General features: G+C 42.0%; 16 protein-coding genes. 6 read left to right on the top strand and 10 right to left on the bottom strand.

What is annotated here, in order from left to right; all coding sequences use genetic code 11:
* The 3 genes from J8Z24_RS07385 to J8Z24_RS07375 all read left to right on the top strand — a co-directional run bounded on the left by J8Z24_RS07385 (position 1) and on the right by J8Z24_RS07375 (position 3983).
* Complete coding sequence (locus J8Z24_RS07385; RefSeq protein ID WP_125254401.1) at positions 1–549, top strand: condensin complex protein MksE; 549 nt, start codon at positions 1–3, stop codon at positions 547–549.
* Positions 546–3323 carry an Mks condensin complex protein MksF gene (locus J8Z24_RS07380; protein WP_176033586.1) on the top strand — a complete coding sequence of 926 codons (2778 nt, stop codon included), beginning with the start codon at positions 546–548 and terminating at the stop codon, positions 3321–3323. Before J8Z24_RS07385 ends, J8Z24_RS07380 begins: the two co-directional genes overlap by 4 nt.
* A 108-nt stretch (positions 3324–3431) precedes the next feature.
* Complete coding sequence (locus J8Z24_RS07375) at positions 3432–3983, top strand: DUF4136 domain-containing protein (RefSeq protein ID WP_128732012.1); 552 nt, start codon at positions 3432–3434, stop codon at positions 3981–3983.
* Positions 3984–4761: 778 nt separating this feature from the next.
* On the opposite strand, the gene J8Z24_RS07370 is transcribed toward J8Z24_RS07375, so the two are convergent.
* The 9 genes from J8Z24_RS07370 to J8Z24_RS07330 all read right to left on the bottom strand — a co-directional run bounded on the left by J8Z24_RS07370 (position 4762) and on the right by J8Z24_RS07330 (position 16150).
* Positions 4762–5733, bottom strand: a complete 972-nt coding sequence (locus tag J8Z24_RS07370; protein ID WP_252095528.1) for a transposase — start codon at positions 5731–5733, stop codon at positions 4762–4764.
* An 858-nt stretch (positions 5734–6591) separates the two neighbouring features.
* A complete protein-coding gene (locus tag J8Z24_RS07365; protein WP_176033639.1) occupies positions 6592–7770 on the bottom strand; it encodes a cystathionine beta-lyase in 1179 nt (392 codons plus the stop codon).
* A 2-nt stretch (positions 7771–7772) separates the two neighbouring features.
* On the bottom strand, positions 7773–8675 hold the full coding sequence (nudC, locus tag J8Z24_RS07360; RefSeq protein WP_176033640.1) for an NAD(+) diphosphatase: 903 nt from the start codon (positions 8673–8675) through the stop codon (positions 7773–7775).
* A 147-nt stretch (positions 8676–8822) separates the two neighbouring features.
* Entirely contained in the window at positions 8823–9617 is a 795-nt protein-coding gene (gene nagB / locus J8Z24_RS07355) for a glucosamine-6-phosphate deaminase (RefSeq protein ID WP_045988699.1), read from the bottom strand.
* A 282-nt stretch (positions 9618–9899) separates the two neighbouring features.
* Positions 9900–11033 carry a transmembrane glucosamine N-acetyltransferase NagX gene (gene nagX / locus J8Z24_RS07350; protein ID WP_176033638.1) on the bottom strand — a complete coding sequence of 378 codons (1134 nt, stop codon included), beginning with the start codon at positions 11031–11033 and terminating at the stop codon, positions 9900–9902.
* Positions 11034–11446: 413 nt separating this feature from the next.
* Positions 11447–12574, bottom strand: coding sequence for an N-acetylglucosamine-6-phosphate deacetylase (gene nagA, locus J8Z24_RS07345; RefSeq protein ID WP_176033637.1), 1128 nt, complete (start codon positions 12572–12574; stop codon positions 11447–11449).
* Positions 12574–13485 (bottom strand): N-acetylglucosamine kinase, encoded by a 912-nt coding sequence (gene nagK, locus J8Z24_RS07340; protein ID WP_252095527.1) that lies wholly within the window; start codon positions 13483–13485, stop codon positions 12574–12576. Before nagK ends, nagA begins: the two co-directional genes overlap by 1 nt.
* 317 nt (positions 13486–13802) lie before the next feature.
* Positions 13803–14645, bottom strand: coding sequence for an isopenicillin N synthase family dioxygenase (locus J8Z24_RS07335; RefSeq protein ID WP_125253195.1), 843 nt, complete (start codon positions 14643–14645; stop codon positions 13803–13805).
* Between the two features lie 383 nt (positions 14646–15028).
* Positions 15029–16150, bottom strand: coding sequence for a hybrid sensor histidine kinase/response regulator (locus J8Z24_RS07330; protein ID WP_176033636.1), 1122 nt, complete (start codon positions 16148–16150; stop codon positions 15029–15031).
* 103 nt (positions 16151–16253) lie between these two features.
* Here J8Z24_RS07330 and J8Z24_RS07325 point away from each other — a divergent pair, with 103 nt between their 5' ends.
* Complete coding sequence (locus J8Z24_RS07325) at positions 16254–19985, top strand: response regulator (RefSeq protein ID WP_252095526.1); 3732 nt, start codon at positions 16254–16256, stop codon at positions 19983–19985.
* Between the two features lie 392 nt (positions 19986–20377).
* On the opposite strand, the gene J8Z24_RS07320 is transcribed toward J8Z24_RS07325, so the two are convergent.
* Positions 20378–21055: a DUF3334 family protein gene (locus J8Z24_RS07320; RefSeq protein ID WP_125253198.1), complete on the bottom strand. Its 678-nt coding sequence runs from the start codon at positions 21053–21055 to the stop codon at positions 20378–20380.
* 115 nt (positions 21056–21170) lie between these two features.
* On the opposite strand from J8Z24_RS07320, the gene cmoA reads away from it, so the two are divergent.
* Together cmoA and cmoB are read left to right on the top strand one after the other, a co-directional pair.
* Positions 21171–21896, top strand: coding sequence for a carboxy-S-adenosyl-L-methionine synthase CmoA (cmoA, locus tag J8Z24_RS07315; protein WP_147390307.1), 726 nt, complete (start codon positions 21171–21173; stop codon positions 21894–21896).
* A gap of 8 nt (positions 21897–21904) precedes the next feature.
* A complete protein-coding gene (gene cmoB, locus J8Z24_RS07310) occupies positions 21905–22873 on the top strand; it encodes a tRNA 5-methoxyuridine(34)/uridine 5-oxyacetic acid(34) synthase CmoB (RefSeq protein WP_147390308.1) in 969 nt (322 codons plus the stop codon).
* Positions 22874–23041 lie beyond the last annotated feature (168 nt).

Here is a 23041-nt window from a genome sequence, read left to right as displayed (position 1 = left end):
ATGACAACAATTAATTTAGATATGCTCAATGAGCTCCAAGCCATCAACAAGAAACTGGTGAGCGGGTATCACATTAGCGAACAAGACACGACTCTTTGGCAAGAGCTAGACCAGCAAATAGAAAGCTATCAAGCGTTATTTGCTGCACTAGGCCATGACTTACAACATGATGCTAGAGGCTTTTATTACCTTGCAAGTGATGAAAGCACGCCAAATATGGGGAAAATCTCCCGGGCGATTGCCCTAACCATTTATATCTTGATCGAGCACTACGCCAACCAAGGTAAAGATCCGCTTCGCGTACTATTTGATGAAAGCTGTGATTTGGAGCTAATGCAGACCATAGTACAACTCAATAAGCACCTGTTTGATCAGCTTGAGATTTTTTCGGGTTCAGATCTTAGAAAGGACGTATTTTTGCGTATGGTAAGACTGGGTCTTGCCCGTGAGGTTGAGCAAGGCTTTATGCTACTTGCACCGATTTATCGCTACATTGACGCGCTAATGGAAGTAAACGAAGAACAATATGATATTGAGGACGAGCTATGAGCGAGCAGTTGTACGGCTTAAGTAAACTAGCATTATTAAATACCGCCGGATATGCGAAGTGTGTCATTCCTCTGGATAAAAGTGCATCTATCTGTGCGCCTAATAACACTGGTAAAAGCTCAGTGATCAATGCCTTGCAGTTCCCACTTATCAACGATTTAAGGCTGACAGAGTGGGACGGTCACGATTTAGAGGAAACGCGTAAGTTCTATTTTTCGTCAGATCAATCCTATATTCTGCTAGAAGCTAACCTCCCTCACGGCGATGTCGTTATTGGCGTTGCAGGCCTTGGCAAAATTGCCGGTTACGCACACCAGTTTTTTTGCTATCAAGGCAAGCTGAATCTTGATGATTACACCCAAGGTAAAAGTATCATCAAGTACACTAAGCTATTTAATCATTTGCAGGAAAAGCAGCTAAAACCTGTAGAGCTAAAAGCACAAGAACTCAATGCCCTACTCACAGGCGGAGCCACGCCATTTGATGGTGATATCAACCTGAAGATGATCCCACTGAATAATGTCCAAGATGCGCCTGTATATAAAGAAATATTCCGCCGTATTTTGAATCTGCATAAACTCGGCGCGCAAGACGTAAAACGCTTTATGCTCAAGGTGTTCGAGCGCCATATGTCGAACTCGAAAGTCGACTTTTATGAAGTCTGGCGTCGCGCTTTTGATAAGGTCAACCGCGCTCGCCGTGAGCTAAATGCGCTGGAGTCAATGCAAGAGCCAATTTCAGCCCTTGAGAAAATGCTTGAAAATGAGGCTGTGTTAAAAGGTAAATTGGCGGCATACGCACCAAAACTCGATTTAGCTTTGGTCGAATATGATAACTATCACAACGAGCAAATTGCGGAATTAGCAACACAGCTGGAAGATATCGAAGCAGAGAAGCGTGAATTTGAGTCTAAGCAGCAGCTGTACGTCCAACAGTCTCGCGATATCGAGCGTAAGCAAACCCAAATAGAGCAATGGTTTACCGATTTCCACGCGTTAAAACGTGAATTTGAACTGACCAATCATGCAACGCTTAAAACCAATTTAACGCTGTTGAAAAAGGAATATGAGCAACTTTCCTTCTCTATCAATAGTGCACAGGGGCAAAGCCTGCATACTCTTGATTTCCGTATCAACGAAACGCAAAAGCAAATTAAGAGTTTAAAACTGCAACTCAAGAATCTTGAGTTCAACTTGTTTACTCGTATGCGTGAAGATCTGTCTTTAAAAGAAGTAGAAGAGATATCACGAATTTTAAATCCAGATTTGTTATCGTTTTCAACCACCTCTCAGGGTGAAATTAGCATCACCGACGAAGATGCCTTTGGCGCGTTTTTAGAGTCACTGTCTAAATCAGTTCAAGGTGGAGAGCTTAAAGTACCTGGCGCTACTGTTAAGTTGAAAAAGCTCAGTCCAGTGCAAATGCAAAGCGGTGAGAATAAAGCCCAGCTGCAAGCACAGCTAGAGTCACTGCAACAATCGCTTAATGACTTAAAGCAACAGCGTGAAGTAGCTGCAAACGTCGCTGAAAAGCAAAAAGAACGTGATGCGCTTTATGATGAGCTCATGGCTACCGAAGCAGCCATGAAACGCTTTGAGCAATATCAAACCATGTTGCAATCGGTCGATGCTCAACAAGCCCTCAAAGAGCAGCTAGAGATGGAACGAGAGCAAGTTGATGAATATTTACATGATATTCAACGTAATGCTGGTTCAATTTCAGACCGCCGCTCTATCATTAAAAGCAAGCAAGACTTGTTGGTGCGCCAAGCCGACCGCCTAAAGCAAGTGAAGTCAGAGCGTATCGACCACACACTAGACCTATATTCGGGTAAGTTGGCACCGTACGAAATCGAAATTACGCTGGATTTTGATAACCTGTCAGAGGTGATCCATCAGTTTAACAAAGAATGTAATGAACTTAGAAACTTAGACGTTAACGTGCGTAATACCTACTTGCATATCTACAATGCGGGGATCACTAAGTTTGAAAACGAATCTGACGCTAACACTAAGTACCAAAAACTGATCAGCGCGTATCACAACCTCGATAACGAGCGAGATGCCGTCGATAAACAAGCACGTGTCGCGCTCACTGAGGTGGCTGCAACCATCAAAGGACTGCGTCAAGACTTAGAGCGCTTACGTCGTGAAATGAACAGTTTTAATAAAGGTATAAGCCAGCATCGGATCTCTAACTTGCAGGCGTTTAAGATCAATGTGATCCCTCGTAAAATGTTAGTCGATAGCATAGATACTATTATTAGCACGTCAGATTTATACGAAAAAGGCGAAAGCTTAGACCTACTGAGCGAGCAGCCGAGCTCAGAAAAATCGGTTAACGAGGCGAAAGATCACATCATTAAACTTGCAAGTGATAAAGCGGGATTGACACTCACCGATCTCTTTGATATTCGCTTTGAAGTCGTCAACCGTGCGGGTGAAACCGAGCACTTTGATAAAATTGACTCGGCAGGTTCAAACGGTACTCGGATCACAATCAAACTTTTATGTGGCATGCTATTTATTCGCTACCTATTATCTGATCAAGAGCAAGCGATGTATCGTATCCCTATTTACATAGATGAAGCCGCAGATATAGACCCACAAAACCAAAAAGCCATCATCGAAACTGCGCTAAGCTTTGGGTTTGTACCTATTTTTGCTTCGGTTAAACCACAGATCAGCTGTGACTACTTGGTACCTATCCGAAGTGTTGCACATGGAAGCCAAAACTGGGTAGACGAAAAAGATTGGATAGAGGTGGAACATTAATTCCAAGTTAAGGTCTTAGAGGCAATGATCAAGGGATGCTTTGTCTCTATCAATTAACAGCTTAACACGTTAAGGTAGAGTAAACATCCCACTAAGGAGTAAAGACACATGTTTAAGAATATTGTTATCGCCGCTTTGGTGTTAATGTTAGCGGCCTGCGCCAAAACCCCTGATTGGGATTATGACAAGTCTGTACAATTCGCTAACTACAAAACCTATGCCTGGTCGCCCGAAGCCGATCTGAAAAATGAAGGCCGTGAGTATCAAGTGAATGACTTAATGGAAAAGCGGATCCGCAGTGCCATTCAACAAGAAATGAGTAAACAGGGTTTCACCCTCACCGATCCGCAGTCGGCTGACTTATTGGTTAATTACCATGCTTCAGTGGATACCAAAATTGAATCAGACTCTTTACACACCACCTATGGTGCGCGTTGGAATTATTGGGGATTTGGCTGGCAAACACAAACTACAACCCGTGAGTATGAAGTGGGCACATTAGTTGTAGACATGATAGATAAAGCGTCCAACCAGCTGATATGGCGCGGTGCGAAAGAAGGCCGTTTACGTAGCCACCAGTCACCAGAAAAAAGAACAGAGTCAATAAACAAAACCATCTCGGAGTTACTGGCAAACTTCCCACCACAGCCACAACACTAAAAGAATTAGGGTCAAGCCTTGGCTTGATCCTAATTACTCATCTTCATTCTGAAGGATAATAAGTCTTAACTTTATCTACTAGGGCTTAATCAGATATAAGTGCCAAACTCGGCCATTCAACAGCAATGTCATATCTTAAATCCAATTGCGGCAACAGGTGCTCACCTAACTTGTATTTAGACAGAAACGTTTTAGGACGTCGCCTGTATTAGACGAACTTCGTATAAAAACTTCTATGGGCAAACAAGCAAGTTAAGGTGTGAACAGCGCTTGGCTATACTTGAGCGAAACGAAGCTGCCGAACATTGCGAGTCACTATAAAACGCTTGTTATGAGTAAGTTTCTAACTCGACCAGTGCTAATAGTTTACGCCCTAGATTAGTTACATTACCTGAGACTACGACGTTACCAATAGCTGAGTTATTAGCAATCCACTGACTTATATGTACTAGCTCAGACTTGATCTGACAGTTACCCGTTTTTCAATCGGTGGCTGTCCACTATTAATATCCTGACACCCATCACACTATTAATATCCAAGCTGAGGACGTAAAGTAAGATGATAATATCCTGCCACCCATCACACTATTAATATCCAAACTGAGGACGTAAAGTAAAAATGTATGAAAGCACTTCCATCACTTTGGTCAAAAGCGTGTATCGATAGGTTATTTTTTAGCACTTGAGCGTATCTCTACACTAAAACCGGGTTATCGCGCACAACAAAGCGCTGTAAATGCAGCTTTAAGAAATTCGAGAATTGAGAATGTGAGTTTTACTAAGCCAACAAGCGCTCACAGTTTGTTAGGTTTGTTCGTCGTCGTTTTTGCAGTGTTTCACAGTAAGTGGTTATTGTTCGCTCTCGACCAACTGCACCGTGAAATACCTGAGAAAACTGTGTTGTGAGTTTTATCCAGTTCTCAGATTCTATATTGAGTCGAGTGAGTATGGGCTGAGATTCAAAGATATAGCCTCGCTTGTCGTCTCGAATACAACGGCCTGTGAGTTCAACCAATTCAATATAGGATTTGAGTTCAAAAGGCAGGCCTTTTGGCATATGTTTTCGTGGGCTGCCCACAAAGCGCAGTAGGCTTTTTGGTTGCTTTCCCAGCTTCGCGTGGTCGATGCGTTTTTTGATGCTGGTGTAGTCTGAGGTTTCAGGCGTTGCGGCGATGTTGGCTCTAATGGGGTTTAAGTCTACGTAAGCGAGGCAAGCGGCCAATGCAGCCTCGTCCAGTAATGCTTGGGATTTAAACCGTCCTTCCCAAAAACGGCCTGTACAATTGTCTTCTTTATTTGCTCGGCGGGCGATGTCTTCGTTAAGTACTCGCCTAAACCAGCTAATATCGGCCAGCCTTTCCCTGTACTTATCAACCAGCTCATCTAATATCAACTGCTCCGACTCATTGAGTGGCTCACCTTCAGTAAATTTTTGGCTTATCCCATTACCTTTAAACAACTTGTGCCATCGTATCACTATCGCTTCATCGGACAGACGTTTCGCCTTGTTGTCATCAACATATAAAACAATGTGGGTATGATTGCTCATCACGGCATAAGCACAAACATCAATACAAAATATGGAAGCCAACATCAATAGCTTTTCTTCAACCCAGTCCCGGCGGTGCTCGTATGATTTTCCGGTAAGTTTATCTTCGCCACACAGAAAGGCGCGCCTGACGCAACGGGAGATACAGTGATAATATTTGGTGTCGGTTAAACTGATTTGTCTTTTACGGGCAGTCGCCATCGTTTGGTTTCCTCAATCCATTGAGTGTAGAGCTAAAGCTTAGGCGGCATCTCATGAAGGTGCAAATTAGTGGTGTGTGTCTGGTTTAAATAGTTGGGTGTCTGGTTTAAATATCGGTTGGGTGTCTGGTTTAAATATCGGTTAAACTGATTTGTCTTTTACGGGCAGTCGCCATCGTTTGGTTTCCTCAATCCATTGAGTATAGATTCAAAGCTTAGGCGGTATCTCATCAAGGTGCAAATTAGTGGTGTGTGTCTGGTTTAAATAGTTGGGGTGTCTGGTTTAAATAGTTGGAGCATTGCGCAGTGCTTAAACCAAAACACAACGCAACAATTATACAAGTCTGTAGTTACTTTTAAGATTTGCTTTCGCATTTTATCGTCTCTTCCCCAAGACGATAGGTATTATTTATCAGCATATAAGTCCCCGAAAGAATTGCGGTAGTAGGAACGAGTATTGGCGTTAAAATAATTCCACTCACGGAATAATACGTATTAGTTTCGTCTGCAACATCTACTATCTTTAGGGTTTTTCTATCCGATGAAATCTCGCACTTGTTGGTGTGACCAGTATCTTGAACAGGCATTACTACACAAGCGCTGAGTGAGATTATCGGTAACATAATCAGTCTGTTTAATTTCATCACCTTTCCTTGAATTCAGTTTGCAATACTTTTATGACGTAGCTCTTAGACATATCCACCCTCTGAAAGTTCCCTGTGCTTTACGCTTAAACTGCACCAAACTGGTATTGCTCTCCACAGTTTTCAGTCTTGATCCAAGAGTTATTGTGGCTCAATAAATCCGAGGTACCTCTTTTAAAATGAAGTACCCAATACCGATAAGTTGAGCCGAGGTTTTAAGGTTTACCAAGATTTTGTTCGTAGACCTTAAGTGCGTGTTCTAAATCTTCTATCAAGTCTTCTACGTCTTCAAGACCTATGTGAAGGCGGATAACGGGACCAAGTGTCCAACCTGTGGCTGATCGCAAATGCTCCATGGTTTTATTGGCTGTAACCAAACTCTCGTATCCCCCCCATGAAAAGCCCATTTTAAAATGGGATAAGGCATCCAAGAAACGGTTAATCGCTTTTTGGCTACCTTCTTTCATTACAATTGAAAATAAACCATTACTGCCATCAAAGTCGCGCTTGAAAAACTCATGACCGGGGCAAGTTTCAAAAGCTGGGTGTCTAACGTGGTCGACAAGTGGATGTGCGTCAAGCCATTTGGCCACAGTCATTGCCGACTGTTCATGTTGTTTTAATCTCGCGGGCATAGTGCGTAATCCACGCAGCGCTAAATAAGCATCATCTGCGGAGGTACATTGCCCCAATAAATAAGAGTGTTCTCTCAATTCGGGCCAATAACGCTCGTTTGCAACGGCTACGCCCATCATTACATCCGAATGTCCAACAATATATTTTGTTGCTGCTTGAATACTAATATCAACACCGTGGTCAAGTGGCCTAAACTGCCAGCCATTACCCCACGTATTATCAAGCATAGTGATAACGCCACGGCGCTTTGCAACTTCAACCATCGCTGGCACATCTTGTACTTCCATCGTGATTGAACCTGGAGACTCTAAGAACAACACTTTGGTATTGTCTTGAATTAACGCGTCAATACCAGCGCCAATCATTGGATCATAGTAGGTGGTCTCTATTCCGTAACCCTTCAGTAACTTGTCACAGAGATCTCTGGTGGGTTCATAAGCGGTATCCACCATCAGTAGATGGTCTCCGGCTTTCAAGAACGACAAGAGCGATTGTGCAATTGCTGCTGCCCCACACGGGTACAAGGCACAACCCGCGCCATTTTCAAGCTCTGCAATGGCATCTTGCAAAGCAAAATGGGTGTTGGTGCCTCGCCGACCATAAAACAGTGTACGATGGCCACGACCTTTTATTGCTTCTTGCATTTCAGCAACGCTTTCAAACACTATAGTCGAAGCGCGCTGAACGACTGGATTTACCACCCCTGCTGTATATTCTGCTTTTCTTCCAGCAGCAACAATTTTTGTATGCTTTTTCATAATTACTCTTCTGGTTGTGCACGCCAGTATTCAACTAAATATCTGGAGATAGAGTCTTCTCTGGTCAGTTTATAGCCGGGCTTGGTATCGCCCCACTCTGAAAATGTATTAAGCTCCGCCCGTGAAAACCATCTAGCCTGCTCAAGCTCATCTTGCTCCACGAAGATTTCTGTGGTTTTCGCTTTTGCGATAAATCCGAGCATAAGTGAAGACGGAAATGGCCATGGCTGCGAGGCAATATAAGTGGCATCGTATGCTTCAACTCCCGCTTCTTCCATCACTTCCCTTATTACTGCTTGCTCTAAAGTCTCCCCCGGATCCACAAACCCCGCCAGTGTTGAAAATACGCCCTCAGGCCAAATGGCCTGACGACCCAATAAGCAGCGTTCAATACCATCGGGGAATACATGCGTTACAAGCATGATAACGGCAGGATCTGTACGGGGAAACGTCATATGTCGACATTCTGGATTCACACAGCGCCTTGCATGACCTGCTTCAACCATTTTATTAGGTTGTCCACAGCGCCCACAAAAACAGTGGGTTTTATGCCAGTAACATAAGCCCCGGGCAAGCACTCCTATCGAGCCTTGCTGTTTTGGCAAATTGCGACCTACCTGACGCATGTCGATAAACTCAAACTCAGCATCAATAAAAGAAAGTTTGTCTCGTTGCTTAGAAACATCAAGAGCAAAGTAACTGTGCGATTCATCACGACCTAAAAATATCGCATCTTGAAGTGCTAAGTCGGAAACATCTGCTCGAGAAAGATAATGTAATGCGTTAGCTTGAGTGTGCACTAAATTTGCGTCGTCCTGAATTAATAGCCAGCGACTGTTATCGCCCATTTGGGACAATAACCAATTTTTATCTTTTCGTTCGTTAGATGCTCTGTCTAACGTCATTTGAGTGTAATACAACAAGCCCCTATTCCCTCATTTCTCGGACCAAATTAGCCATCTCTTAGAGAGATTAAAACTAACACAGCGCAAAGATGCTGGCAAAAAAAAAGCCCATAAATGGGCTTTCGAAAACTACAGTGTGATTTCACACTACAGAGAGGCAAGATAATCCAGCAACTTTTGATTCTCGTTTTCAATATGCTTATAAAACTCAATGTCTTTTAGCTTAGATGCCGCAGCTTCATCAATAACGATCACTGCATCTCGGTGCATTTGTAGCGCTGAGGCCGGACATGCGGCAGTTAACGGCCCCTCTACCATCGCAACAACAGCATCAGCTTTGTTTTCACCTGTTGCTAGCAACACCACCTTTTTAGCATCTAAAATAGTGCCAATACCCATTGTGATGGATAAATGAGGCTGGTACTCATCAGCTTTAAAAAAACGCGCGTTATCATCAATTGTTGCTTTCGTTAGGGTCTTTACGCGAGTACGTGAAGTTAATCCTGACGATGGCTCATTAAAGCCAATGTGGCCATTTCTGCCAATGCCCAAAAGCTGTACATCAATTCCACCAGCTGACTTAATACGCGCTTCATACTCGCCGCACGCCGTAATTGGATTTTTTGCGTCACCAGGGGGAACGTGCGTATTACTTTTATCAATATTGATATGGTCAAACAGCTGCTGCTGCATAAAATATCGATAACTTTGTGGATGTGAGCCATCTAAACCTAAATATTCATCTAGGTTAAAACTGGTAACTTCAGCAAAACTAATTTCATTTGCTTGATTACGCTTAATTAATTCTTGATACAAAGCTACTGGTGTTGAACCAGTTGCTAATCCCAACACAGAGTTAGCTTTACGCTTTAGTTGCGTTGTAAAAATGTCTGCACCATATGCTGCCACTTCGGCAGCGTCTTTTAAAATGACTACTTGCATACGATTAACCAAATGTTGAGATGATTAGAATAAAATGGGATCTGAACCCTGTCTCGCGTGCAATCAAGACAAGGTCAGATCGAACCTAATTGGGATACACAGCATTAGGTTATCACCATTATGACAACGCTGTCATTATTATCAGAAATAATTCTCTTGTAAAGCAAAAGTGAAAAAAAACATGGATATTTTTTACGCTATACATTCAGCAGGTATAAAAAAGCCCACAATAGTGGGCACTTTTACTAATTAACCTGAGCTGCTGATAACCACCGAGGGCCGCTATACACTTACAAAAATGCGGCGTTTATACATCCAGTGAAGCACCAGAAGCTGCACTGCCAATAACGCAAAAACAGCCATTAGCGGCTGCCATGCAGCCGGTACAGCAGTAATAATCCCACCAAACACACTCTTACTAATAAAGCTCCAGTCCACTAAACTCGACGCCAAATAAATAATAATAGAGTTGGCTCCTATAATAATAAAGGGATACGCCCAGCGCTGAAAATTCAGTATATCTACAACCGCATAAAATACTGCTAACAGGATCGCGCTCCAGCCCACGGTTACGAGCACAAATGAACTCGTCCACAACTCTTTATTAACAGGAAACTGCATATCCCAAATCCAACCTAGTGCTAACGCAACGATCCCAGAGCCTGCTAGAATAGCTACCGTTTTCCACTCACCTTGAGTGTGTGCATTAGCAATTGCACGACCTGCAAATACCCCTGCGATAGCATTAACGATGGCAGGTAAACTAGATAGCACACCTTCTGGGTCAACCGGACGATTTTGATAACTGATCCCTGGAAGTAGATACGTGTCGATAAACGCATTCCAGCTACCCACACCGTTTGCACTTAAGTCGCCGGCTTGTCCACCGGGGACAGGAATGAAGCAAAGCAAAATCCAATAGAATAACAATATACCAATACCTACATAGGCCAACGTTCGCAAGCTAGTGTGCCAAACCAGTAAAGCACAAAAGAACCAAGCAAACGCGATCCGACCTAAGACACTCGCGTAACGAACGCTTTCTGGATCCATTGGGATCCCCGTACCCCAACCATGATTATATAGCACGCCAAAACCACACAGTAATAAGAGGCGCTTCAGTGCTTTGATATAAAACGGTTGACGCTCTTTAAAAGGTAGATGATCAATACGCTTGGGCGATAAGCCCATTGCTACACCTGATAAAAAGATAAATAGTGGAAAGATAAGATCATAAAAAGTAAAACCATGCCAAGGGCTGTGGGCCGTATGTGCTTCGAAAGCTTTCCACCCTTGCCATCCGGTCAATACAAATAGTGCAGCAAAAATTGACTGGCCACCTAAGATCCAGAACATATCCATGCCACGCAAGGCGTCCAAAGACGCAAGTCGCTTTGGTTTATTATTAGTTGCCATAGTTATTTATCCGTTTGAAACATAACGATGGGTAGCTCAATCAAACTAACCGACTGACTGTAAGGTGTATTCACAATGCGTGTAATCGCTATCCCACCATAAAGTAAATCGAAGCGATACCAATCGTTATCTTAGTTAAGCTTACTATTTTGAGACGAAAAGAACTTGTCTATAACTAAGCAAAAATCTTGCTATTTAGTTGTTCTAGATAAGAAGTTTTAACGAAGTTAGCGACCGATTTACGTCTGCAAACTTAGTAAGTATTAAGACTAATTGGTTTACCAGCTCTAGTTATTGAACCATCCATATCGAATATCGGCTAAACATAAAAAACAAAGCCCCGCGATACAGCTGCGGGGTTTTATCAGGGAAATCTACAAGGCCATTTCGCCCATGAATCATTTACAAAACAGTTATATCACCTGCCCTGCGATATAGGTCTGCTCAACAAGCAAGTTACGTCTATCGAGTACCACAAAGTCGGCATCAGCACCCGATCTTAGATGCCCTTTTTGTGATAAACCAAGATACTGTGCAGGATATAGGGAAGCCATACGTAAACTCTCAGCTAGGCTCACGTTAAGCGTATTGACAGTATTACGTACCGCACTTGCCATATCTAATACGCTGCCTGCAAGCTCTCCTGTTGTTGAGTTTAAACGATCGCCTGTACGGATCACTTTCCTACCATCAAAAAAGTCAAACTCGGTGTCATCTGTACCAACAGGTGGCATAGCATCTGTCACAAGCATTACTTTACCGCGCTGCTTAGTACGAATGGCAAGCTGTGCGGACAATGGGTGCACATGATGACCATCAACAATCAAACCACACCAGCTATTGTCATCCCATAGCGCCGCTCCAACCACACCAGGTTCGCGTGAGGTAAATGCGGACATTGCATTAAAAAGGTGAGTAAATCCATCTACACCAACGTTAAGTGCTGCATTTGCTGTTTCGTAATCTGCATTTGAATGCCCAATACACACTTTTACGCCAAGTGCAATCAAACGTTCAATGTCGCTAAGAGGAACAGTTTCAGGTGCCAAAGTAACCATCTTGATCCCTAAATCTTGACGGCCGTATACAGTAAATTCTTCCTCTGAGATTGGCCGAATAAACTGTTCGCTGTGAGTGCCTTTCTTAGGATGAGACAAATGAGGACCTTCAAAGTGGATCCCAAGCACACCTGATTGACCCGCTGCAATAGCCTGTGCAGTGGCGTCGGCGGCTTGCTGCATCACTTCAATTCTATCTGTGATAAGTGTAGGCATCAGCCCTGTAGAGCCAAATTTCCCATGTGCACTGACTATTTTTTCTAGACACTCTGTGGATTGCTCTGCATTAAAAAATGCGCCACCACCACCGTTAACTTGAACATCAATAAAACCAGGTACAACTAGTCCTGATAATGTCAAAGCATCGATCACCTGCGATTCATTAACATGTTCAATTCGACCTTTATTTACACTGAAGTAAACATCTTTCCTAAAACTTTCGCCATCAAAAAGCTCTGGAGCAAAGTAACATTGAGTCGTCATTAGTTCGCCTTTTGTAATTCTTGACCTGTACTTTGAATAGCAAAGTAAATAGCCCCCATTTCAGGCGGCTGCTTAGGTAGTTGGACTTGCTTTGCGATTTCTGGGTCAAGCCAAGCTTGTAATGGTTCAGATAACCCACCGATCATAGACAATCTGGGTGGATTCAGTTCAAGCAGACGCTTCGCCAAGCGGCTGATATATCCTGCACCAGACTTCACTATTGAAAGTGCGATGTCATCGTTTTGCTTAGCCTGATCTAACACATATCGGGCAAGTTTTGCATAGCCACTTGAAGGTTGCCCTGCCATTTGCTCTGCAATTCCCATCGCATCTTTAGCACTGAAATGATCTAATAATACTTGGCTCAACGTTGTTTTCTCACCTAATCCATCAAGATCAAGTAAGGCAGCTTTAACTGCTTCTAGCCCCATCCATGCGCCACTGCCCATATCGCCTTGAGCAAAACCATGTCCACCATAGTTGACCGTTTTGCCATTGACCAAAGCAAAACCACAAGAACCGGTCCCCGTAATAATGACCGCACCATCACTACCTTCATGTGCCCCAATACATGCAGTATGTAAATCAGTGGTAAGAAACATCTGTTTAAATGGATGTTCCCACTGCATAATCTTGTCATACAGCAGCGGCAAGTTAACACCTGCGAGACCAAGGCCGGCATTAAGTTCATGAACCTGCTCAACACGAAGTCCCGCATCTTGTAATGCCATTTGAGTCGATACCATAATAGATTCAAGTGTGCGCTCTAATCCATGTAAGGGATTAGCAGGGCCTCCCAGACCGGTACCCAAAATGCCATGTTGAAGAGAATAAATAGTTGCACGGCACTTTGTTCCACCACCATCGACACCGATGTATAGTTGGTCTTGGTTAACCTGTTTAGCCATCATGTAAAGACCCCTACTCTATTCTGGATTACACCACGTTATTATTTTCGTTAGACGCGGTTTTTTATTCATGTTGAATTGATGTTACACAACAAATGACAGCGTTGTCATTATTTTTTTCAAGAAATTTATTCATTTTGAAAAAATGAATATTGCATAGTTTGAGCAAATTGTCAGGGAAAAACAGCAAAAATTACAGAAATAATATAACCGAGGATGAGAAATTAGAGAAAGAAATGAGTTCAGCCTTTCGAGTGAAAAACCAAAGTGGCACTAGGCAAAGCTAGCACCACTGAGTAGTGTTACGCTCAAAACAGAGGTTATTTAACACCTAGCTCTTTCAAACGTTCTTGTAAGTAACTATCAGCCGTGTATCGTTCTGATAACACTACATCTGGTCTTGGGTGCAAGAACAGTGGCAGTGAAATACGTGACTTAGTCGATGCTTTGCCTGTTGGATTGATCACTCGGTGAATAGTAGAAGGGAAATACCCACCAGATGCTTCTTGTAGCATATCACCAATATTAATGATCAATGAACCAAAATCACATGGCACATCTAACCAACTGCCATCTTGTCTTTGTACCTGTAGACCTGGCTCATTTGCTGCAGGAAGCACGGTTAATAGATTAATGTCTCCATGAGCGGCTGCACGAATAGCACCGGGCTCTTCGTCACCTGTCATTGGCGGATAATGAAGAATACGCAATAACGTTTGCTCTGATTGACTGATCATGTCTTTTAGATCAATCGAAAACTTTGCTCTTACTTCTTCTGGTGCTTCTGATTGAACCCAGCTTAATAACGTTTGGGCAAACTCATTCGCCAAACGATAATATTCACGGATCTCAGATTCTAATTGAGCTGGTACTTGACCTTTTGGATATACATGAAAGTATTCTTTAATATCTTTCACGGTAAAGCCTTTTGCTACTTCTGACACCTCTGGTGGAAAGTAACCGTCTTGTGTTTCTTTATTAAAAAGAAATTGATGCTTTTCTTCTGAATTAAAAAATTCTTGCCAATTTTTGTAGATTGACTCAACCAACTCTTGAGGGATTGGATGATTCTTTAATACACCAAAACCGGTATTTCTTAATGACTCTACAAATTCTTTCGCAGCATTTGGCGATTGATAGTCTACGGTAGGTAACTGTTGCATAATGGTTCCACCAAAATTATTAGTAATTCATGGTTATTTACCTAAACACATTGTTTCGGTAAATAACGCACTTCCCGTGTCATCTCAACACTGCGTACCTAGTAGAAGGTAAGGCGTATGTTATCGGGTCTGTTAACCTAGGGGTTTATGCTTGAGGGGTAAATCAAATCTTACCTCTCAAAACAGCAACAGCAAAGGCTAAAAAAGCCCTTATACGATCGTGTTGTCGATAATTCTTAGATAAGTCAGTGACGCTAATTCAATACATAGCAGGTGACTTTTCCAGATTACGTTTTAACAGCGAGCGAGCTTATTGAATTAGCGGCGATGACATAAGGACTTATGTCCGCTTTTCCTAATAGAGCTCACTACTTTGACACAGATCAATCACAATCAGGTGCACTAACCGGAATACGGATCCGCCACTCCAATCCTAGTGGAGTATTATCTACGTCAAATTCGCCTTGTAACGCCCCTGAAATCAAGTTAGCAGTTAAATTGGCGCTCAATCCAACATGTCCAGCGTTACCTCGTTTTGTCGTAATAAAAGGTTTAAGGAGTTCAGTTGTTGAAATACCTTTTAGACCCACGCCATAGTCAATATAAGAAATATGAAGCAGCTCATCAAGGTGTTGACAGCTAATTGTGACACTATGTTCAGGTGAACACCACGCGTGTGCTATCGAGTTTTCAATTAGATTCTCAAACACTTCAAGTAACGCCTGACCATCAACATATAAATTAGCTGCGATTTCTGTAATAAATTCGATTTTAACATTCTGTTTCGAAAAACTGTTGCGTAAGCGGTTCTCAATATCAAACAGCTTTGTAGGCGCACGAACACAGCCCCTTTCTGATTGCGATATTGATTTTAGTAGGCTGACAAATTTTGCTACTTTCTCTAAATTGCGTATACACAACTCGCAACTTTCTTTCATTTGCTCAAAACCATCAACTAAATGTGCTTGTGTCAGCGTTTGTGATGTCAATGCTTGTTGTAAGTTTTGTGCTATCTCTTTTAAATAGCTAGACGAGGTAATACTTGTGCCAAGTGGTGTGTTGAGTTCATGTGCAATACCTATCATCATCTGATTAATAGTGTTCGATAGCTGTTGTTTAACCGCTAATTTTTGCGCCTCAATCAATTTAAATTGGGTGTTAACTCGCGCTATGATCTCACTTGGCTTGTACGGCTTGGTGATGTAATCCACGCCACCTACGGAAAGTGCTTGAACTAAACTCTCACTGTCTTCGTAAGCGCTAACAAAGACAACTGGAATGCCGGCTGTCACTGCGTTCGATTTCAACGTTTTACAGAGCTCGATGCCAGACATATTTGGCATTTTAATGTCGGTGACTATTAAGGCTGGATGATGTTTCTTAACGATGCTGAGGGCAATATCTCCGCCCCTTGCCGCTAGCACTTTAAACCCCTCTTTACGGAGAATAAGTTGTAATACTTGGAGGTTTTCTGGCATATCATCAACAATTAAAATATCAGCCATTCACGTTACCCACTCCCTGAACAGGACACTTTTAACAGCATAGCTTGAGAAATCATATATCGCGACTATGGTTAAATATAAATTCACGCATAAATAATAGCTTATGTCTTCAAAAGCGTTACTAAGTTGGATCGCCCTATTCGCTTTGTTAGGCGTACTTGGCGGCGCAGCTTTGCTCTTTCACGCCACTACATCACAACGCTTGATTGCAGACGATTTGAGGACTTCCTATCAAAACCATTTATCGCTAGAGATGTACGTAAAAGAACGGGATACAAAATGGCTAGATAATCTGAAATTTCCAAAAAGGCCCCCTACGCCTTTTATGCTGGATCAGCTATACGAAGCACAAAAAAGTTTAGCTTCTCACTTCGCTTCTGATCCTCAGGCACAACTTAGCTTCCCTGAGACATATAGACTCGCCATAGACAAGCTGCCGATATTGGCAAACACTGAGATTGAAAAAGTACATAATCAACAACTTCAATTACTGATTGCCGTCTCGTTAACTATCTTTTTTGTTGCCGTCTGTTTAGCGGCTTTTATTTGGTATATGAGAGCCAAGCATTTTTCACCGTTATACAGCATAATCAGAAGCTTACAAAACCAATCCGAACGTGCTGATACACTTGATTTGGCCTTCTCCAAAGGAGATGCTGAAATCCAAGAACTGATCCGTTCGATTCATCAGACTACCGCTACACAAAATCAAAAGTTACGTTCAGCTGCAATAATCGAAAGGTATAATAGAGAACTAAAATCAATCACAGGCTCAAGCGCAATTGTTGAGCATGCGCTCTCATTTATTGCCAACGAGTTTAATTCACCTTGTACTGCTTTATATATACACCAAGATGCTCAAACCTTTTCTTTGTGCCGTGCACATGGAGTTACGCTGGATTATTCTGTAATTGAATCAAGTTTAACTCAGTGTGCCTATCAAAACACATCTCAAATACTTATCGAGCCGTTGTGGCTTAAAGCAAAGCATCTTGAGATAAAAATACAAGGGCGCTATACCTTGCCGTTGACAATAAATAACCAAGTTGTTTATGTGATTTTTATCGGTAGTGCAGAGACGTTAAGTAAGAGTCAATTTGATGCTTTGGAGTATCTCTGTAAAGACTTAAGTTTGGCTTTGGTCATTAACGAAAATATGGAGAAACAACAAAAAACAGAGTCCGCCTTGGGCGAGCAGTTAGAACTCACTCATCACATCATAAATGCCATCCCAAACCCCACATACTACCGTTCTACTGAAGGTGTATTTATGGGTATTAACAAAGCATTTTTAACTCTCCTTGACCAATTTGAAGTTGATGTTATTGGTGCCAGGATAGACGAAGTGTTTGATTTAGGGGTAGCTAGTTTATTTGAATCGAAAGCCGCTGAAATCATTCGTTCATCACACGAGCAAACCTATGAAGTGTTATTACTAGATGGTCAAGAAAACGCGCGCGAATTAATCGTATACGAAGCGCCATTTTTCAATGAGGATGGCGATGTAATAGGTATCGTGGGTATGTACTTAGATGTTTCAGAGCGTAATCAATTACAGCGTGAGCTCATTGAAGCAAAAGACTCTGCACAACATTCAGCAAAAGCAAAAAGCGAGTTCTTGGCAAATATGAGCCATGAAATAAGAACACCGATGAATGCAATTATAGGGATGTCCCATTTGGCATTATCGGGCGAATTAAGCGCAAAACAGCATGATTATATCTCTAAAATAGATGTTGCTGCTAAACAGCTACTGCGGCTTATTAACGACATTCTAGATTTCTCAAAAATAGAAGCAGGTAAAGTAGAACTAGAATACCAAGCTTTTTCAACTGAAAAATTACTCGATAGTGTTGCCACTATTATCGGCGTAAAAGCACAAGAGAAACAACTAGAGTTAGTTTTTGATGTCGACTCTCAAGTGCCTTATTGTGTAATTGGTGACCAATTTAGATTAAGCCAAGTCCTTATCAACCTCGCAGGGAATGCTGTCAAGTTTACCGACAAAGGTGAAGTGGTGATCCGAGTAACTTTGGTGAGTTGCACCACTACGCTTGCCAAAATGAAGTTCAGTGTTAAAGACTCTGGTATTGGGATGAACAAACGCCAGCAGAGAAACTTATTCCAATCATTTTCTCAAGCCGATAATTCAATTACGAGGAAATATGGTGGTACTGGTTTAGGCTTAACTATTTCACAACAACTAGTCAAACTCATGGGAGGAGAGATCTACGTAGAAAGTGAAGAAGGTATAGGCTCCGAGTTCTATTTTACCCTAGAAATGGAGATTAGCGATGAGATTAATAAAACAAAACCCCTCTCTAACTACTTATCAAAATCAACAGCCATCATCATCGATGACAACCAACATGCACTAGATGTGTTAGGCGGCATGCTGAAAAACTTTGGAATGCAGTTCAGTGCTTACCAAGATCCCAATAAAGCGCTAAACCACTTTATACTTACCAAGGAGCAGCCGGACCTTATTTTTGTTGACTGGCACATGCCAAAATTAGATGGTATAGAATTAATTGGCAAAATTCACTCTCAACTTGTTGAGTTAAAGAGTAAAATAATTTTAGTCACGGCTTATGGACGAGAATTGCACCTGACAGACACCCAGGCAAGTTTAGTTGATGGCGTGTTATTGAAGCCAATAAATCCATCAAACCTTATCGATATCATACAAACAGCACTTTTTGGTTCAACCACAGTAAGGGGAAGTGTTGTCGAAAAAGCGCAATCCATACCTAATGATGTGTTACAGGGAATTGTGATTTTAGTCGCCGAAGACCAACCTGTAAATCAAGAAATTGCAGTTGAAATACTGTCAAATTTTGGTGCAGATGTCGTAATTGCGGATAATGGCAAAGAAGCGATTGAGCGACTCAAAAGCAAGCACATTAATATTGTGCTAATGGATATGCAAATGCCAATAATGGATGGTATCACTGCTACGCAAAAGATCAGAAAAGAGTATGATAAAGATACCTTACCTGTGCTGGCGATGACGGCAAATGCAATGGAAGAGGACATACAAATTTGTATTGATGCTGGAATGAATGATCACGTAACTAAACCCATTGACGTGAAGCAATTAGTAGAGCGTATTTTACAATATACGCAAGTCAACCACTCGCTACCACCACTTGAGCCAGACGATCTACAAAACGACATCGTGACCACGACATCAACTTTTGTATCAGAGGAAACTATTGAGTTTAACGGTATTGATATTTTAGAAGGTATTGCCCGTGCTGCCGGAAATCAAAAAGTTTATTTTGATATTCTTGAAAAGTTTCTTTCACAGCAAGTTGAAGAGCTCATCAACTTAAAACAAGCATTGGCAATCGAAAATTTGGAACTTGCACAAAGTATGCTTCACGCCTTAAAAGGCGCAAGTGCTAATTTATCTATTGTAAAATTAGTCACTGAATTCAAAAAAATTGAATCCTCACTTGATATTAATCCACCTAAAGCACAAGAAATAGATGAGCTTATCAAGTACGTAAAATATGCGCTGGGGCAATGTCAGTTACGTCGCAAGCAAGATAAAGTAATAGAATCGGAGGCCACTAACAGCGTGACGAAGAGCGAGAGTAGTCAGCTAGAGGAGCTAATACAATTGGCTAGAGCACTGAGAGATTACGATACCCAAGCGACTGAGTTAGTCGATACCATAACGGCCAGTAGCTATTTATCGGAGGTAGAGTTACAGAAGCTAAAAACGGCTATTGCACGCTTCGAGTTTAATGAGGCATACATGATGTTAACGTCAATAAAGCGTGTTGAGGAAGCTAAAGACTTAAATATCGATAAGGGCTCCGTCCACTAATTCAACAATCCAATTATTACTTCTGCGCCCTCTACTGCATTAAGCCAAACAAGGGAAAAAACTGAAAAAGGCTAAAGACTTACTACTTCAGCCTAAGACACAGCAAACAGTACATCTGCCAATATAACTCAGCATTAAAAGCACTTTTATCGAGAGCTTAACACCTCAGCCAAAACATAGCCCAAAAAAAGCGTAGATGACTATTCAGTCTGACATTTGAGTAAGTAATGACAAGAGCCATTACCTCATCAAACTTGTTTGACTGCTATATAATGCTTTGCAATCGTGCAACCCAGCCACCATAGGCGCAGCTACATACGTAATGACATGTGCATCTTTATGGTAACTTGGCCGCAGAGTCTACACAGCAACAATAAAAAAGTGCTACCCGTTTACAGACCTAATTGATCCATAAAATCATCATCAGCAGTGTCTTGCTCCTGTGCAGCTTTTGTTGACGTCTTTTTATCCGCTTGACTTGCAATGATATCATCTGGATCTACAGACTCTGCAATGTCAAAGTCGTGAAGTTTAATAAACTCAGTCTTATCCATCGCTAACTCAAGATAGAAAATATTTTGACCTTGCGTGGTAAAAGTAACACGCCGCGCTTGCGGTCGATCCATGGTCGTATCAACTGAGATTTGTACTTGTTTATTAATCGCCATCATCTTGGGCTGGTTTTGTGTGATAGATGTATGTAGCTGCTCGCGAACCTTGTTGGTAAAATCACCAACAATTTGATTCATCAGCTCACCTAAAACATTTGCAACATCATCTGACAAATGGCTATGTGCAATTTCGTCTTCAGGCATACCCATGTTACGCATATAGTCAGTATAAACTTCCATCGCAGCTTGCGCCGTAAAATTGGTCACAACTAAACCGGTAAATCCACCATCAAACAGTACAAAGCAGCCAATATCTGGTCTCATACAAGTACGGGTAATCTTTTGTACCATTGCAGAATAGCTTATTTGATTGCCGCTTGCCGACGACAGCACTTCTGTTACCGAGTGGCATAGAGTTGAAAGAATATCTTCTGTGCTAATCACTTTGTTTTTCGCCATTTTTTATCTCATATTTACTTCTTATCATTAATAGTAGCCAAGCTACTGAATTTATCACTGACTATCCAGCATAAAATGCTAAAATAGCGAGATTATTTTCAAAGAGAGATTTGATGTGACGGGCAAAGACAGTATTTATGCCACTGAGCAAGCAGTAAAAGACTTTACTTTTGACGAAAATGTTGTCGAAGTATTTCCAGACATGATCCAGCGATCCGTGCCTGGATATGCAACGATAGTCAGTACAATGGGTAAACTTGCTGGTGCATATACACAAAGCAACTCCAATTTATATGACTTAGGATGCTCTTTAGGTGCAGTAACATTAAGTATGCGCAGAAACATCGACAAAGAAAATTGTCACATTATCGCTGTAGATAATTCTGCGCCAATGACTGAACGCTGTAAACTTCACTTAAAAGGCTTTAAATCTGATGTGCCCGTCTCTGTCATTTTAGGCGACATTAATGAAATAGAAATTAATAACGCCTCGGTGGTTGCGATGAATTTCACGCTACAGTTTATTCCACCAGAAAACCGCAATGCGGTGCTTGAGAAGATATATCAGGGCCTAAAACCCGGTGGTGTATTACTATTGAGCGAAAAAATTCGTGGGGAAAATGACATTAAAGACAATTTATTGATCGATCTCCATCATGACTTTAAACGTCATAATGGCTATTCCGAATTGGAAATCAGCCAAAAGCGTACGGCGATTGAAAACGTGATGCGCACAGACTCTTTGAGCACACATTTGACAAGATTAGAAGATATTGGCTTTAGTCAAACTCAAGTCTGGTATCAATGTTTTAACTTCTGCTCACTGGTAGCTATAAAATAGAGGCAATTATGAATCATTGGTTTACTGACTTTTACGCTACCATAGCAAAGACACCACTGAGCCATTGGCTCGAAACACTTCCTGCGCAGCTAAGTCATTGGCAAAAAGAAGCTCAGCATGGAGACTGGCCAAAATGGGAAAAAGTACTTAAAAACTTACCTGACATTTCTACTTCGCATGTCAACATCACTACAAAAGTTGAAATTGGCACGGTAGAAGAAATCAGCGAAGGTCACCAAAAGCAACTGACACACCTTCTTAAGCGTATGATGCCTTGGAGAAAAGGGCCATTTCACCTGCATGGTATACATATTGACACAGAATGGCGCAGTGATTGGAAGTGGGATAGATTGTTACCACACATTAGCGATTTAAAAGGCCGCAATGTGCTAGATATTGGGTGTGGCTCAGGCTACCACCTTTGGCGTATGCGTGGTGAAGGTGCAGAACTGGTTGTCGGTATAGATCCATCTGACCTATTTCTATGTCAATTTCAAACTATCAAGCACTATAATCCAGACCCTAATGTTCACCTATTACCGCTTGGTGTAGAGCAATTGCCAGAGCTTAAAGCCTTTGATACCGTTTTTTCGATGGGTGTCTTGTATCACCGTCGTTCCCCGATTGATTTTTTAGCTCAGCTTAAGGCTCAACTACGCAAAGGCGGCGAGTTGGTACTAGAAACTCTCGTCGTTGAAGGGGATGTTAACACGGTATTGGTGCCCACCGATCGTTACGCAAAAATGCGTAACGTATGGTTTATTCCAAGTTGTGATGCACTAACCTTATGGCTGGAGCGAGTTGGCTTCAAAGACATTAAAGTTGTTAACCGGGATGTGACGTCATTGGACGAGCAGCGCCAGACCCCGTGGATGGAAACAGAGTCGCTTGCTGACTTCTTAGACCCTGATGACCCAAACAAAACGATAGAAGGCTATCCGGCTCCACTTCGCGCCATTTTTACTGCTAAGGCGTAAGGAAGTTAATGTGCAAATTTGCCTAGCCTGCATTCTGCAGGTTAGGTAAGCTATGATATTTAGCTCTACAAAACAATAAGCTCCAATGTGTTTATCGTTGTAATAGCTTACAAATCAACCTCCCCCCTTTAATCCAAACGAAGCTGTTGCACCCCACCCAAGCTCAGT

It is taken from the genome of Pseudoalteromonas sp. SCSIO 43201 (assembly GCF_023716725.1).
GTDB lineage: Bacteria > Pseudomonadota > Gammaproteobacteria > Enterobacterales > Alteromonadaceae > Pseudoalteromonas > Pseudoalteromonas peptidolytica.
This window is presented reverse-complemented; position numbering and strand designations above follow the sequence as displayed.

What these genes read in the sequence shown, in the direction of transcription:
- J8Z24_RS07385 (WP_125254401.1), top strand. Translation starts at nt 1, where the DNA reads ATGACAACAATTAATTTAGATATGCTCAATGAGCTCCAAGCCATCAAC.
- J8Z24_RS07380 (WP_176033586.1), top strand. Translation starts at nt 546, where the DNA reads ATGAGCGAGCAGTTGTACGGCTTAAGTAAACTAGCATTATTAAATACC.
- J8Z24_RS07375 (WP_128732012.1), top strand. Translation starts at nt 3,432, where the DNA reads ATGTTTAAGAATATTGTTATCGCCGCTTTGGTGTTAATGTTAGCGGCC.
- J8Z24_RS07370 (WP_252095528.1), bottom strand. Translation starts at nt 5,733, where the DNA reads ATGGCGACTGCCCGTAAAAGACAAATCAGTTTAACCGACACCAAATAT.
- J8Z24_RS07365 (WP_176033639.1), bottom strand. Translation starts at nt 7,770, where the DNA reads ATGAAAAAGCATACAAAAATTGTTGCTGCTGGAAGAAAAGCAGAATAT.
- nudC (WP_176033640.1), bottom strand. Translation starts at nt 8,675, where the DNA reads ATGACGTTAGACAGAGCATCTAACGAACGAAAAGATAAAAATTGGTTA.
- nagB (WP_045988699.1), bottom strand. Translation starts at nt 9,617, where the DNA reads ATGCAAGTAGTCATTTTAAAAGACGCTGCCGAAGTGGCAGCATATGGT.
- nagX (WP_176033638.1), bottom strand. Translation starts at nt 11,033, where the DNA reads ATGGCAACTAATAATAAACCAAAGCGACTTGCGTCTTTGGACGCCTTG.
- nagA (WP_176033637.1), bottom strand. Translation starts at nt 12,574, where the DNA reads ATGACGACTCAATGTTACTTTGCTCCAGAGCTTTTTGATGGCGAAAGT.
- nagK (WP_252095527.1), bottom strand. Translation starts at nt 13,485, where the DNA reads ATGATGGCTAAACAGGTTAACCAAGACCAACTATACATCGGTGTCGAT.
- J8Z24_RS07335 (WP_125253195.1), bottom strand. Translation starts at nt 14,645, where the DNA reads ATGCAACAGTTACCTACCGTAGACTATCAATCGCCAAATGCTGCGAAA.
- J8Z24_RS07330 (WP_176033636.1), bottom strand. Translation starts at nt 16,150, where the DNA reads ATGGCTGATATTTTAATTGTTGATGATATGCCAGAAAACCTCCAAGTA.
- J8Z24_RS07325 (WP_252095526.1), top strand. Translation starts at nt 16,254, where the DNA reads ATGTCTTCAAAAGCGTTACTAAGTTGGATCGCCCTATTCGCTTTGTTA.
- J8Z24_RS07320 (WP_125253198.1), bottom strand. Translation starts at nt 21,055, where the DNA reads ATGGCGAAAAACAAAGTGATTAGCACAGAAGATATTCTTTCAACTCTA.
- cmoB (WP_147390308.1), top strand. Translation starts at nt 21,905, where the DNA reads ATGAATCATTGGTTTACTGACTTTTACGCTACCATAGCAAAGACACCA.